16 protein-coding genes are annotated in these 13,891 nt (G+C 48.5%); 10 read left to right on the top strand and 6 right to left on the bottom strand.

The features are described from left to right. Positions 1–4 precede the first annotated feature (4 nt). Positions 5–898, bottom strand: coding sequence for a TIGR01777 family oxidoreductase (locus tag LRP50_RS14875; protein ID WP_274165243.1), 894 nt, complete (start codon positions 896–898; stop codon positions 5–7). A gap of 304 nt (positions 899–1,202) precedes the next feature. Between LRP50_RS14875 and LRP50_RS14870 the strand changes: the two genes are divergently transcribed. From LRP50_RS14870 to LRP50_RS14855, 4 genes are read left to right on the top strand one after another with little or no spacing between them, the layout of a single operon-like run. Continuing rightward, positions 1,203–1,937, top strand: a complete 735-nt coding sequence (locus LRP50_RS14870) for a DUF1538 domain-containing protein (RefSeq protein ID WP_274165242.1) — start codon at positions 1,203–1,205, stop codon at positions 1,935–1,937. Next, positions 1,934–2,740, top strand: coding sequence for a DUF1538 domain-containing protein (locus LRP50_RS14865; RefSeq protein ID WP_274165241.1), 807 nt, complete (start codon positions 1,934–1,936; stop codon positions 2,738–2,740). Before LRP50_RS14870 ends, LRP50_RS14865 begins: the two co-directional genes overlap by 4 nt. Further along, positions 2,740–3,090: a P-II family nitrogen regulator gene (locus LRP50_RS14860; protein WP_274165240.1), complete on the top strand. Its 351-nt coding sequence runs from the start codon at positions 2,740–2,742 to the stop codon at positions 3,088–3,090. The genes LRP50_RS14865 and LRP50_RS14860 overlap by 1 nt, the downstream gene beginning before the upstream one ends. Then, the gene (locus tag LRP50_RS14855; RefSeq protein ID WP_274165239.1) at positions 3,087–3,482 is read left to right on the top strand and encodes a CBS domain-containing protein; all 396 of its coding nucleotides are present in this window, start codon (positions 3,087–3,089) and stop codon (positions 3,480–3,482) included. The genes LRP50_RS14860 and LRP50_RS14855 overlap by 4 nt, the downstream gene beginning before the upstream one ends. A gap of 21 nt (positions 3,483–3,503) precedes the next feature. Here LRP50_RS14855 and LRP50_RS14850 read toward each other — a convergent pair whose 3' ends face one another. The 5 genes from LRP50_RS14850 to metN all read right to left on the bottom strand — a co-directional run bounded on the left by LRP50_RS14850 (position 3,504) and on the right by metN (position 7,282). Further along, positions 3,504–3,779, bottom strand: coding sequence for an Rdx family protein (locus LRP50_RS14850; protein ID WP_274165238.1), 276 nt, complete (start codon positions 3,777–3,779; stop codon positions 3,504–3,506). A gap of 8 nt (positions 3,780–3,787) precedes the next feature. Continuing rightward, positions 3,788–4,552 (bottom strand): sulfite exporter TauE/SafE family protein, encoded by a 765-nt coding sequence (locus LRP50_RS14845; RefSeq protein ID WP_274165237.1) that lies wholly within the window; start codon positions 4,550–4,552, stop codon positions 3,788–3,790. A 148-nt stretch (positions 4,553–4,700) separates the two neighbouring features. Continuing rightward, positions 4,701–5,513 carry a methionine ABC transporter substrate-binding lipoprotein MetQ gene (metQ, locus tag LRP50_RS14840; RefSeq protein ID WP_274165236.1) on the bottom strand — a complete coding sequence of 271 codons (813 nt, stop codon included), beginning with the start codon at positions 5,511–5,513 and terminating at the stop codon, positions 4,701–4,703. A 52-nt stretch (positions 5,514–5,565) separates the two neighbouring features. Continuing rightward, positions 5,566–6,258 (bottom strand): methionine ABC transporter permease, encoded by a 693-nt coding sequence (locus LRP50_RS14835; protein ID WP_274165235.1) that lies wholly within the window; start codon positions 6,256–6,258, stop codon positions 5,566–5,568. Further along, complete coding sequence (gene metN / locus LRP50_RS14830; protein WP_274165234.1) at positions 6,248–7,282, bottom strand: methionine ABC transporter ATP-binding protein MetN; 1,035 nt, start codon at positions 7,280–7,282, stop codon at positions 6,248–6,250. Before metN ends, LRP50_RS14835 begins: the two co-directional genes overlap by 11 nt. Before the next feature lie 377 nt (positions 7,283–7,659). Between metN and LRP50_RS14825 the strand changes: the two genes are divergently transcribed. From LRP50_RS14825 to LRP50_RS14800, 6 genes are all read left to right on the top strand, one after another. After that, positions 7,660–8,037, top strand: coding sequence for a hypothetical protein (locus LRP50_RS14825; RefSeq protein WP_274165233.1), 378 nt, complete (start codon positions 7,660–7,662; stop codon positions 8,035–8,037). Between the two features lie 130 nt (positions 8,038–8,167). Next, positions 8,168–9,631 carry a PepSY-associated TM helix domain-containing protein gene (locus tag LRP50_RS14820; RefSeq protein WP_274165232.1) on the top strand — a complete coding sequence of 488 codons (1,464 nt, stop codon included), beginning with the start codon at positions 8,168–8,170 and terminating at the stop codon, positions 9,629–9,631. A gap of 376 nt (positions 9,632–10,007) precedes the next feature. Continuing rightward, positions 10,008–11,117, top strand: a complete 1,110-nt coding sequence (locus LRP50_RS14815; protein WP_274165231.1) for a TRAP transporter substrate-binding protein — start codon at positions 10,008–10,010, stop codon at positions 11,115–11,117. A gap of 74 nt (positions 11,118–11,191) precedes the next feature. Beyond that, positions 11,192–11,758 carry a TRAP transporter small permease subunit gene (locus LRP50_RS14810; protein WP_274165230.1) on the top strand — a complete coding sequence of 189 codons (567 nt, stop codon included), beginning with the start codon at positions 11,192–11,194 and terminating at the stop codon, positions 11,756–11,758. Next, entirely contained in the window at positions 11,755–13,134 is a 1,380-nt protein-coding gene (locus tag LRP50_RS14805; protein ID WP_274165229.1) for a TRAP transporter large permease, read from the top strand. Before LRP50_RS14810 ends, LRP50_RS14805 begins: the two co-directional genes overlap by 4 nt. Positions 13,135–13,281: 147 nt before the next feature. Next, positions 13,282–13,890, top strand: coding sequence for a LysE family translocator (locus tag LRP50_RS14800; RefSeq protein ID WP_420791227.1), 609 nt, complete (start codon positions 13,282–13,284; stop codon positions 13,888–13,890). Position 13,891 lies beyond the last annotated feature (1 nt).

The raw sequence follows: 13,891 nt of genomic DNA, 5'->3' as shown, positions 1-13,891 counted from the left end.
AGGTTTACCTCAGCAAATCTTCCAATGCCGAAGGGAGGTCGGGGAATTCAAAAGTAAACCCGTTATCTTCGAGTGTGCGAGGCACGGCGCGTTGGCCTTCTAAAAGAAGCTGACCAGCTTCACCCAGCATTAAAGAGATGGCAAATTTGGGGGTAAATAGCAGGTGAGGGCGCTTCAGCGTTGAAGCCAGTGCCTTACTGAACGCTTTATTCGTGGCCGGGTTGGGCGCTGTGAGGTTGAAGGGGCCTTGCATTTTTTCGTTATTAAGAAGAAAAAGAATGCCGGACACCATGTCTCTAATGTGGATCCAAGGAAAATACTGACTCCCATCACCGATAGGCCCGCCCAGACCTAGCTGATAAGGCAAGAGCATTTTTTTCAGTGCGCCGCCTTCTTTGCTTAACACAATGCCCGTTCGAAGAAGACAAACGCGCGTTTTGTTGGACTGCGCTCTCTTCGCGATTTTTTCCCAGTTCGCGCACACCGCATGGGCAAAGTCTGTTGAATCGACTTTTAGAGTTTCATCGACGATCGTATCGCCTTGGTCGCTGTAATAACCAACAGCAGAACCACTGATGAAGGTATGCGGAGGCTTGTCTGCTGCCAAAATTCGTTTGACGATTTTCTCCGTGATCCCCCAGCGGCTTGAACAAATAATGCCTTTTTGCTGCTCGCTCCAGCGTTTGTCGACGATGGGTTCTCCCGCAAGATTGATGACCGCATCCACCTCACTGAAATCGCTCAACTCATCCAAATCTCGGATAAAGCGAACACCGCTTGGCAAGATCTTCTGGGCGCTTTCAGGTGATCGCGTCAATACGGTCACCTGATGGTGTTCTAATTGAGCAACGAGTACGCGGCCAATTAAGCCCGTTCCCCCAGTAACAAGAATATGCATGAGATTTGTCCATTCTATGAGCGATAAGATTGAGTATGCATTCAATTGGTTAAATGATCACTATATCCCCAAGTAACTGGAAATTGAGCATCTTCAGGTAGTTTAGGGACATAAACGATCGTGATTCCGATTTTAAATAAAACCTTGTTACCTTTATCACCCTATAGACATTGTGGAATGGAAAATTTCTGTACAGTGGAACAGGGTTATAAAGAGGGTTGGTAACATTACCGTCTTTTTATTTTGATTTACCGCTCGTGATTTTGGCTATCTCATTGCCTGAATCTGCTCGCTTGGAGAGTGTGTGAAGGGAATTACTGCATTACTGACCGCTATGTTAGGAAGCTTGAAGGATTTGCTGCCTATCATCTTAGTCATCGGTTTTTTTCAGGTTATTGTCTTGCAACAGCCGTTGCCAGATTGGATCTCTATTGTCGTAGGGCTCGTCCTTGTAGTGATGGGTTTGACGTTTTTTGTTTTTGGTTTGGAAATGGGCTTATTTCCTATTGGGGAATCAATGGCTCATGCGCTGGCCAAAAAAGGCAGCGTATTTTGGCTAATGGTCTTTGCATTTTTGTTGGGTTTTGGCACCACGATTGCTGAACCCGCATTGACCGCTGTTGCCGCAGAAGCCGCAGAGGTCGCGGCAGAAGGCGGAATTATTACAATGGACGAAGAGTCGCAATCTTCCTACGCCAATGGGCTAAGAATCACGGTGGCATTGTCGGTAGGCTTCGCGATCATGCTCGGGGTACTGCGCATACTCAAAGGCTGGCCTATTCATCGCATTATCATTGGTGGCTACATGCTGGTGGTGGCGATGACCATGGTTGCGCCGCGCTATATTATTGGCATTGCCTATGACTCCGGTGGTGTCACTACATCCACCATTACCGTGCCGCTTGTGACAGCATTAGGCGTTGGTTTAGCCACCGTGATTAAAGGCCGAAACCCAATGATTGATGGCTTTGGTTTGATCGCCTTTGCCTCCCTGTCTCCGATGATATTTGTGATGGTTTACGGGATGGTGGCGGTATGACCCTACTCCTTTCCCTCATCCCTACCTTTTTCGACACCTTACTTTCGACGGTCCGGGATGTATTTCCGATCGTCTGTATTATTTTCGGCTTTCAGTTTGCGGTTTTGCGCAAACCTGTGGTCAACCTAAAGAAAATCGTTTTTGGTTTCGCCTACGTTATTTTAGGGCTGTCTTTGTTTTTGATGGGGCTCGAAATGGCCTTGTTCCCGCTGGGTGAATCGATGGCGATTCAGCTTACTGCACCAGCGTTTTTATACGGCGAAGGCGCAGTCATGCCAAGCGTTGTGGAATGGCATCATTACTACTGGGTATACCTTTTTGCTGCCGCCATTGGTTTTAGTACCACGGTCGCAGAGCCTTCCTTGATTGCGGTTGCGATTAAAGCGGCACAAGTGTCTGGCGGCGCTATCAGTGTTAACGGGCTACGATTTTCGGTGGCGCTGGGTGTGTCGATGGGGATTTCTCTTGGGTGCTATCGCATTGTTGCAGGTGACCCTATCCACTACTACATCATTGCGGGTTACGTCTTGGTGGTGTGCCAAACCTTCTACGCGCCAAAGTTTATTGTGCCGTTGGCGTATGACTCTGGCGGTGTCACAACATCAACGGTAACGGTGCCTTTGGTCACAGCGCTTGGCCTTGGTCTTGCATCGACTGTTCCGGGCAGAAGCCCACTTATTGATGGGTTTGGATTGATAGCGTTTGCCAGCTTGTTCCCAATGATTACTGTCATGGGGTATGCCCAGTTAACCGAGTGGTCGGCAAAGCGCGGATCGGCTCAAAAAGAAACGAGGGAACCATAATGCGATTCAAATTGATTGTCGCTTTCATTGAAGATTCAAAAACCGATGCGGTGCTTGATGCAGCAAGAAAGGCAGGAGCAACGGGCGCGACCGTAATTAACAATGCGCGAGGTGAAGGGCTCACCAAGCAGAAAACCTTCTTTGGCTTAACCCTAGACGTGCAGCGAGATGTGTTGTTGTTTGTGGTGGAAGAGCATTTAGCGCGCAGTATTCTCGAAACCATCAATGAAGTGGGAGAGTTTGATGCGACGTCCGGCAAAGGAATAGCTGTACAACTGGATATCGAGGATGCGGTGGGTGTGGCCCATCAGGTTCAAGAATTGAGTAGTGTGATTGAGGATGAGTTATGAAAATATTGAAGCGCGTCGGTGACGTAATGAAAGACGATTTTGCCGTGGTTGATGGGCTAATTACCGTTGCAGAAGCCATTCGCATTGCACGTGATAAGCACATCAAAGCGCTAGTGGTAAACAAGCGTGACGAAAATGACGAATACGGCTTGGTGTTGATGAATGATATTGCGAAAAAAGTCTTGTCGCAGAACAAGTCACCAGAACGTGTAAACATCTACGAAATCATGACGAAACCTGCTTTGGGTGTCTCGCCTGATATGAATGTGAAGTACTGCGCCAGACTGTTTGAGCGATTCGGCATTAGTCGTGCCCCAGTGATTGATAACGGCAAGGTACTGGGCGTGGTCAGTTATAACAGCATCGTGATGTATGGCATGTTGGCGGATTAGGCCAACACTTGCCTCGCGTTTTTAGCGATCGTTATGGCCTAAATCTCGCTCAGGGTCGAACACATCACGTACGCGTTGTTTCAGGATTTTGGCTTCGGGAAAGCCGCCATCTCGTTTTCGTTCCCAAATGACTTCACCGTTACAATGGATTTCAAAGCGGCCTCCTGTATCAGGGTGAAGTGCTAAGCAGCCAATTTCTTCGCTGAAGGTAGAAAGTAGTTCTTGCGCCATCCATGCTGAACGCAACATCCAGTTGCACTGACGGCAGTAATAAATATCGATATTCATTTTGTTCATGATGTTCCTTACCATGCGCTCCAAAGCAGTTTTAATCCGACAGCGAACGTAAGCCATTCAAAGGCCACTTTGATCAATTGATTGCTGTACTTGTCAGCCATGTAAGCGCCCAAGTATCCGCCGAGTAACGACCCAACCAGCAGTGCGGGTATCCAAGGCCAATAGATATCGGCACCGGCGACAGCGAGTGTTACCGCACCCAACCCATTCCAAAAGATGCCCACGCTGACCAAGGTCAGCGCCACCGCCTGCTTGTAGTCTAAACCGAACCATCGCACCAAAAAGAGGGTAACGAAAAGCCCAGTACCTGCTGTTAAAGAGCCATTGAGTATGCCAATGACACTCAACCCGATGCAGCCAATGACCAAGCCTAAGGTGTCGCGATGTTTAGGCTCAGCTTCTTGCCCCAAGGTTTTTCGCATTCGGGAATAGAGACCAAGCGCAATGATCAGCGCCCCCAGCAGGGCTTCTGCCATAGGGCCGGGCACGAACAGGATAAGGTTAGCGCCTGCAACAACCCCTGCAGCCCCAGCTAACACCACATAGAGAGTCAGTGCAGGGTCGAGGTTGCCACTTTTCCAGTGCTTTATTGCCGCGCCTAAGCCAAGTGCCACAGACGCGACTTTATGTGTGGCGAGTGCCACTGAAAATGTGAGCCCGAGAAACAGCAGAAGCGGCAGTTGCAGCAACCCAGCGCCTCCGCCAGCAAGAGAGGCCAATGTATTGGCTATGAGTGAGCCTATGAACAGGCCAAAGGTTGCGAGAATATCCATATTCGCTCAGTTAACAAGATATGAGTTGGCAGTGGTTATGCCGTTATTGAGTGTTGATACCACGGCGGTTAAATAGATGCCAGTATTAGAAAAAAAGAAAAGCCTGTGACGAGCACAGGCTTAGGCGTTGGATAGCAGAGAAGGAAGATTACCAGCCTTTCACCGCACCACCGTCGAAGATGTCCATCGCAGCGCTAAAGACAGCGTCTGACTGGTAAGCTTGAACGAACTGCTGAACGTTCTGCGCTTTCACATTGTCTGCACGAGCCACAATCAGGTTCACGTACGGAGATTCTTTGTCTTCAACGAATACACCGTCTTTTTCTTGTGAAAGACCGATAGTCGCCGCGTATGTGTTGTTGATGATCGCCAACGTTACGTCGTCCAGTGAACGCGGAAGTTGCGCGGCTTCTAGCTCAACAATGTCCAAGTTCTTTGGGTTGCCCACGATATCAAGAACGGTCGCTTGAAGGCCGACGCCATCTTTAAGTGTTAGCAAGCCTTGCTCTTCAAGAAGAATCAAAGAACGGCCTAGGTTGGTTGGATCGTTAGGTACCGCGATCTGTGCGCCATCTTGGATTTGCTCAACAGAAGTCACGGTGTTTGAGTAACCCGCAATTGGGTAAACCAAGGTGTTACCTGCGATAGTGAATTTGTAACCGCGGTCGCTGATTTGCTGGTCCAAGTAAGGCTTGTGCTGGAAAGCATTGGCGTCGATCGCACCTTCTTCCAGCGCCGCATTCGGTGAAACGTAATCTGTAAACGTCACCAGTTCCACGTCTAAGTCGTATTTTTCTTTGGCCACTTTTGCAGCGATTTCTGCTACTTGCTCTTCTGCACCCGCCATCACGCCGATTTTTACTTTGGTCAGGTCAATGGCCTTTTCTTCACCACAGCCAGTTAATGCCAGTGCCGAAGCCAAACCTAGAGCGGTGGCGATTTTTTTAAGATTGAACGTCATTTGCGCATCTCCTATGAGCTTAAATTTCCATTATTTTTTTGATTTTCTAGATTTATCTGTGGTCGACGCGTTTAACGAAGTAATCACCCGCCGACTGAATCAGTTGAACCAATATGACGAGCATGACAATGGTGATCATCATGACGGTGCCGTCAAAGCGCTGGTATCCATAGCGAATGCCAACATCGCCCAGGCCACCGCCGCCTACCGCGCCAGCCATCGCCGAATAGCTAACCAGCGTGACCAAGGTGATCGTTACGCTGTTCACAATGCCGGGTAGCGCCTCGGGCAAGAGAACCTTGCGAATAATTTGCAGCGGGGTTGCCCCCATTGCTTGCGCCGCCTCAACAAGACCTGAAGGCACTTCAATCAGCGCACCTTCGACAAGACGGGCAATGAAAGGGATGGCACCAACAATCAAAGGCACGATGGCTGCGGCTGTACCTATCGAGCTACCCACCACAAGGCGAGTAAACGGAATGATGGCAACCAGTAATATGATGAAGGGGATAGAGCGACCAATGTTCACCACGGCCCCTAGGCTGCGATTAAGTAGCTTGTTTTCCAGCAAACCACGGGGTTTGGACAGATGAAGCAAGACGCCTAAAGGAATACCAAACACAAAGCCAATGAAACCAGAGACAAACACCATGGTGAGGGTTTGGCCGAGCGCATCAATCAATAAGCTAACGAGGCGTTCGTTTTCCGCGAACCAGCCAGAAATGGCAGCAATATTAAGCGACATAACCAAGCACCTCTATGTTGACGTTGTGTTCTTTTAAGTAATCCAATGCGCGTGTGACATCTGGAGCATCACCGAAAAACTCTGCCAGCATGAGGCCGAATTTCACGCCGCCAGCGTAATCCATGTCGGCGCTTAAAATGCTCACATCGATATTGAACTTGCGCGAAACTTGGCTTACCAGTGGGGCATCCACGCTGGTGCCGGTAAATTCAAGGCGAACTAATGGCGGCAGATCCCCTGTGTTTTCAGTTTGCAGTCGCGCTGCATAATCTTGAGGAATCGACAGGTTCAGGGTGGCGCGAATAAAGTCGCGGGCAAGTTCGGTTTTTGGGTGGGCGAAAATATCGCCGACCGTGCCTTTTTCTACCAGTTTGCCATCGCCGATAATTGCCACTTCATGACAGATGCGCTTTACCACATCCATTTCATGGGTGATCAGCAAGATGGTTAAACCCAACTTCTGATTAATCGTCTGCAGCAGATTCAAAATTGAATGGGTGGTGGCAGGATCTAAGGCGCTGGTGGCCTCGTCGCATAGCAGGACTTTTGGGTCACTGGCGAGTGCGCGAGCAATGGCAACGCGTTGCTTTTGTCCGCCACTTAAATTTGCAGGATAGCTGGAGCGTTTATCTTCTAGGCCAACCAACTCAAGTAACTCTGTCACTTTGTTTTGGATATGCGCGTGGTCTTTACCTGCGAGTTCAAGAGGTAACGCGACGTTATCAAACACGGTGCGAGAAGAGAGGAGATTAAAGTGCTGGAAGATCATGCCGATCTTCTGGCGCTCACGTGTCAGCTCAGACGCTGAAAGGGTGGTGAGTTCTACGCCATCGACGTTGACATTCCCACTTGTTGGTCGCTCCAACAAGTTAACAATACGAATCAAGGTACTTTTACCTGCGCCAGATGCGCCGATAACCCCAAAAATTCTGCCCTTTGGAATGTGAAGGTCAATATCACGCAAAGCATGAATCGTTTTCACGCCCTGTTTGAATTCTTTATTAACCTGACTAATTTCGATCATAAGCCATCCTGGACAAAATCGTGTTAAATAATCGTTAAAATGTAGTGATAATCGTTGCTTTTGTTCTTCACTATGGAATTTGATGCTATTTATAGTCGAACGACAAGTCAATAGATATTTTTACGGCTAGACGTCTATACGGTTATTTGGGTGGTTTTCTTGGTGTGTTTTGAGGGAAGCTCGAAGACAATGTCTTAATAAAAGCCGAGTAAGGCAGGACGTTTACTGGGAAGGCCCTATAGAAATACCCAAACCAGAACGGTTTGTAATTAAATTTCTGTTGTTCGTGAACCAACTGCTTAGTTTTTGCACTGAAGCACGTCGTTAACGTCGCTTTTACAGTAAGGTATCGGGTTAATTTCATATGAATGGTGAATATGACGTTAACTGCCTATTTAGCACACAATAAGTCGTTTAAGCGTGCAATGCTCTGCGCGAGCACCTTGAGTTGGCTGCTTGTTTCTTTGATGCCGGTGATTAACGCACACGGCAGCAGTGCGGGCGTGTGGGCGACACTTTGCACCGTGAATGGCTTTGAGTTGGTGCAAGTCGAAGAGGGGGAAACCTCCAAAACGCACAGCAGTAAGCCTTGCCCATTCAGCCATTTTTCTTCCTTTCATCATCACTCGCTTTCTTTCAATCCGGTTTATACACGTAGCTCTGAAATCGCGCTTGAATCCTATCCGTACTTCGTAAAAAGGATTCGGTTTGAGCTGCCTGTGACCCGAGCGCCACCTTCATTCCTCCTTGCTTAAATACCGCATAAAAACAACAAGGGCTTATACCCAAACGTAAAGTCAAAATGCAATGTCACTGCGTTTTTCGGTGCATCTCAATGATGCTTAAGAAGTGCGGTGAGGTCGCGCATGAAAAAAGGAATGATTCATGGTTATTTCTAACCCCAGTAACAATCCTCTAGACACACTGGCGAAGCAAAAATCCCGTTATTTTCTCACTTGGCGCTGGCACTTCTACTCAGGGTTATTCGTTATCCCTTTTATGCTGATGCTAAGTGTTACCGGTTTCATCATGCTGTTTGATGATGAAATTGAAGCGGTGCGATATGGCGAGGTGCTGTCGGTCAACCCTAGCACGTATCCATCTCAAGAACCGTTGCCCCTATCTGCGCAATTAGAGGCTGTGCAACAGGCGTATCCTGATGGCACGGTAACGCAGTTTGTGCCAGCGACTTCTTCTGACGTCGCTAACCGATTTTCCGTCACCATGGCTGATGAATCGACGCGGTTTGTACTGGTGAATCCTTACAACGCAGACATCACTGGCACGATTGATCGCAGCGACAGTTGGTATCAATTGGCGAACGACATTCACGGCACCTTATTGATCGGTGATGTGGGCGATTATTTAATCGAGATTGCCGCTAGCCTGACGGTGATTCTCTTGGTGTCGGGGATATATCTTTGGCTACCCAACGACAATGCGCGCCGTGCTGGTTTTCTGAAAATTCGCACTGACAGTGGGTCAAGAGTTTTACTGCGTGACCTTCATGCCAACATGGGTGGCATCCTGTCTATTGTGCTTCTCTTTTTTGTGCTGAGTGGCTTGGCGTGGGCGGGCGTATGGGGCGCGAAAATCGTGCAGCCTTGGAACAGCTTTCCTGCCCAGAAATGGGATGATGTGCCTGTGTCTGACATTAACCACAAGGCGCTAAATCATGGTTCAGAAGAAGAGATGCCGTGGAACCTTGAACTGACGCCGTTACCTGAATCCAAGGTGCATGTGCACGGGGAGGAAAACACCTCGGGTTCATCGGCAGGAAATGCTAAAAAAGCAGAAATAGCTGCCAAGCAAATCGGTATCGATCGTGTTGTGAGTGAAGCGAAGGCGTTGGGTTTTGGGCAATACAAACTCAATTTTCCGCGCTCAGAAACAGGTGTGTTTACGGTATCAGCCAACACCATGAGCGGGGATATTACCGATCCTACGCAGGACAGAACCACCCACATTGATCAGTATTCTGGAAAGGTACTCGCTGACGTCACGTGGAATGATTACAACACCATCGCGAAAGCCATGGCGGCAGGTATTGCGCTGCATCAGGGAGACATAAGCATTATCAACAAAGTCGCAAATGTATTCTTCTGTTTGGCGTTTATTCTGATCGCTATCACGGGAGGCGTAATGTGGTGGCAACGTCGCCCTGTAGGTCAGCGAAAGCTGGGGGCACCACCGAAACTCGCAGATTCAGGGCTTTGGAAAGTGGGAATTGTCAGCGTTGTTTTGGTGTGTATCGCATTCCCGATGGCAGGATTAACCATTGTGGCTTTGATGGTGATAGATGCGTTGATTTGCCGATATATGGTGACATTTAAAGATGCGTTAAGTTAACGCGAAAACGTTTTTTGTTTCGACAAAAAACACGATGACATGCCTTCCTGTGGGAAGGCATTTTCGTCTCTACCAAAAAAATGTAAACACAACGCGCAGGGATAAGGTTGACGAGGCGTAGCACGTTATTGGTCGGTCACAGAGGCCGTTATCTATCAGATGTTTAGATTTCTAGTGATCATTGTTTGACCAACTTCAAACAACCTCGCCCTTTTACTACTTGCTGGCTGCGATAATAGGTAAAGTTATTGCAACAAACCATTAACTCATCGGTGTGATTGATGAGTATCGTGTTAGTAAGGCAGTACCTACTTTTAGATGTAAACCTTCAGTACTGCCATATCTTTCGCCTTTCCCAAGCAAGGAGATCACTCTCATGTACAAACGTCGTTCGTTTCTTGCCGCAACAGCAGTTGCACTCAGTGTGCTGCTAACTGGTTGTGGTGAAGAAAAGCAGGAAGCAAGTGCGCAGGCTCAGCCAGTAGCACAGGAAAAAATCAATTGGAAAATGGTAACGACTTGGCCGAAAAACTTCCCTGGGTTAGGTACAGGTGCAAACAACCTTGCTGAGCTAATCACCGAGATGAGTGATGGTCGTTTGGACGTGAAAGTATACGGTGCCGGTGAGCTAGTTGGCGCACTGGATGTGTTTGATGCCGTGTCTCGTGGTACGGCTGAAATGGGTCACGGTGCAGGCTACTACTGGAAAGGCAAAGCGCCAGCAGGTCAATTCTTCGCGGCAGTACCTTTTGGTCTAACTGCACAAGAAATGAATGGCTGGATCTACAGCGGTGGCGGTCTTGAGCTTTGGGCTGAAGCGTACGAACCGTTTGGCATTATTCCTATGCCTGCGGGTAACACTGGCGTTCAGATGGGCGGTTGGTTTAACAAAGAAATCAACACCATCAGCGACCTTGAAGGCCTGAAAATGCGTATTCCTGGTCTGGGTGGCGAAGTGCTGAAACGCGCAGGTGGTACACCTGTACTGTTACCGGGTGGCGAAATCTTCCCATCACTGCAATCAGGTGCCATTGATGCAACTGAGTGGGTAGGTCCATACAACGACCTTGCATTTGGTCTGCATAAAGCATCGAAATACTACTACTACCCAGGTTGGCATGAGCCGGGCACAACCCTTGAAGCGCTGATCAACAAAAAAGCCTTCGATGCCTTGCCAAAAGATTTGCAAGCTATCGTTTTGGCAGCAACACGCGTGGCGAACGCGGACATGATTGCTGAGTTCACTGCGCGTAACAATGCCGCGTTGGAAAGCTTGGTAAACGAGCACAATGTGGATTTGCGTCCGTACCCGAAAGAAGTGCTGTCACAACTTCAAGTATTGTCTGATGAAGTGGTTGCCGAGCAAGCGCAGGTCGATGAAATCAGCAAGAAAGTTTACGAGTCTTACAAAGGCTTCCGTGATCAAGCGATCGATTGGCATGCCATTTCAGAGCAAGCCATGCTGAACGCACGTAACCCGCAGTAACCTTTAAGAGGCGATTCTGAATCGCCTCTTTTTCTTTCCAATTTTAGCCAACAGGCTGATGTTAGAGTAGCTCTATGAATACCGCCTCTCCCCAATTGATCGCTCTTATTAAGGGGATCAACCGTTTTAGTGATTGGACGGGACGCATTGTTTCCTGGTTCGTCTTAGCCATCGTGCTAATCACCTTTGTCGTGGTTGTCATGCGCTATGTGCTCAATTCTGGATCGGTGTTTTTGCAAGAATCTGTCCTTTATTTCCATAACTACGTCATCATGCTCGGCGCGGCATATGCCTTATTGAAAGGCGCTCATGTTCGCGTTGATATTTTTTACCGCCCTATGTCAGACAAGAAAAAAGCATGGGTCGATTTGCTCGGATTTCTCTTCTTATTGCTCCCAACATGCAGTTTCATTTTTTACATCGCTTGGGATTACGTTTCCGTGTCTTGGCAAATCATGGAAGGCTCGCAAGAAGCGGGCGGGGTAGATGCAAAGTACCTTTTTAAAACCAGTATCTTACTGATGCCTGTTCTTATGATTATTCAAGGATTCGCCGAAGCGCTGAAGTCAGTGCTGACCATTACTGGTTACCGAGATATTGCCAAACAACTTGAAGAACACGATGAGGAGCACGCGCTATGAGTGAATTCCTCGCCCTGTTCCTTTTCCTGTTTACCTTTGGCGTGTTGCTGGTCGGCTACCCTGTCGCGTTCACCCTTGGTGGCTCGGCGCTCTTGTTCGCCTTCATTGGCGGCATAACCGGCACCTTTGATCCTGCTTTTTTAGAAGCGATTCCGAACCGTATTCAAGGCACGCTATCGAATGAATTACTGGTCGCGATTCCCTTGTTTATTTTCATGGGAGTCATGCTTGAGAAATCGCGTATCGCAGAAGATTTGCTTGATACCATGGGGCAAGTGTTTGGTGGCCTTGCGGGTGGCTTAGGCATTTCAGTTACCATTGTGGGCATGTTGCTGGCGGCAAGTACTGGCATTGTGGGCGCAACCGTGGTCACCATGGGTTTGCTGTCGCTACCTTCTATGATGAAGCGTGGCTATTGTCCAAAACTGTCTACGGGTATCATCTGTGCCTCGGGCACATTAGGACAAATCATTCCACCTTCCATCGTCTTAGTATTGCTCGGCGATGTGATATCTTCGGCGTATCAACAAGCTCAGCTAGACCAAGGTATTTACTCACCAGAAAGCGTCACTGTTGGCGATCTCTTTCTCGGTGCGTTGATCCCAGGCTTTATGCTCGTCGGCATGTACATCGTTTATTTGATTGTGATTGCGATTACCCAACCGCACCGTGTTCCGCCGATTCCTGCTGAAGAAAGAAAGGTCAGTAAAGAGTTGTGGATGCAGGTACTTACCGTTTTGTTCCCACCCGTGCTTTTGATTGTGTTGGTGCTGGGCTCAATTCTTGGTGGTATCGCAACGCCGACAGAGGCCGCTTCTGTCGGGTCGGTGGGAGCCATTATTCTTGCTGTCAGCAAACGTATGTTCAGCCTGTCGATTCTGCGTGATGTCCTGAGAAGTACCACCGAAGTGACGGCCATGGTCTTCTTGATCCTGATTGGCGCATCCTTGTTTGCGTTGGTGTTCCGCGGATTTGGCGGTGATGACATTGTTCGTGATTTCTTGATGAGCCTGCCGGGTGGCGTGTTCGGTGCTATGTTGTTGGTGATGTTGGTACTGTTTCTACTGGGCTTCTTCCTCGACTTCATTGAGATTACCTTCGTGGTTATCCCGATTGTCGCGCCAATACTGCTGACCATGGGCGTCGACCCAGTATGGCTGGGGATCATGATTGCGTTGAACCTTCAAACGTCATTCTTAACGCCGCCATTTGGCTTCTCGCTGTTCTACTTGCGAGGTGTGGCACCGGATTCCATATCAACCATGGATATCTATCGTGGCGTGTTGCCTTTCATTTTGATTCAATTGGTGATGTTGGGGCTATTGGCCTACTGGCCTACCTTAGCAACATGGTTACCAGACATCGTTTACGGTTAAGAAATAGCCTAAAAAAAGCCTCCAAACAACGGAGGCTTTTTTGTCGCAACAATTACGCTTGACGCTTATCCAGTCTCAGTTTCTACTACGTTTCTTTTGAGTCACTTTTTGTCTGGAGATGACGTGACATCTGCTGTTGATATCGCCATGTTGGCGGTCTTTATTCCTACTTTTTTCTTTGTCTCGGTAACCCCAGGGATGTGTATGACGTTCGCCATGACGCTTGGAATGAGTATTGGTGTTCGTAAAAGCCTGCACATGATGTGGGGTGAGCTGATTGGTGTTGGCTTGGTGTCGCTAGCCTCAGTGGTCGGTGTGGCGGCAATCATGTTGAACTATCCAAGCCTGTTTGCAGTGCTTAAGTATTTGGGTGGCGCATACCTATTCTATTTGGGTATTCAAATGTGGCTGTCCAAAGGGAAAATGGCTATTCCTGATGATTTGTCAGTTAGCACCAACACGTCTCCATTCTCTTTAGCGATGCAGGGCTTTGTGACCGCGATTGCGAACCCGAAAGGCTGGGCGTTCATGGTATCGTTGCTTCCGCCATTTATTAACCCTCAGTTAGCGATGCCCCCGCAGCTCGCTGTGCTCATCGGCATTATCTTGATGACGGAATTCGGTTGTTTGTTGCTTTACGCAAGTGGTGGTCGCACGCTGCGTCACTTTTTGCAGAAAAGCGGCAATGTACGCTTGATGAATCGTATTGCTGGCTCACTAATGATGGGTGTTGGCGTTTGGTTGGCTGTGGGCTAAT

The sequence above is a fragment of the Enterovibrio gelatinilyticus genome, assembly GCF_028683095.1.
GTDB lineage: Bacteria > Pseudomonadota > Gammaproteobacteria > Enterobacterales > Vibrionaceae > Enterovibrio > Enterovibrio gelatinilyticus.
This window is presented reverse-complemented; position numbering and strand designations above follow the sequence as displayed.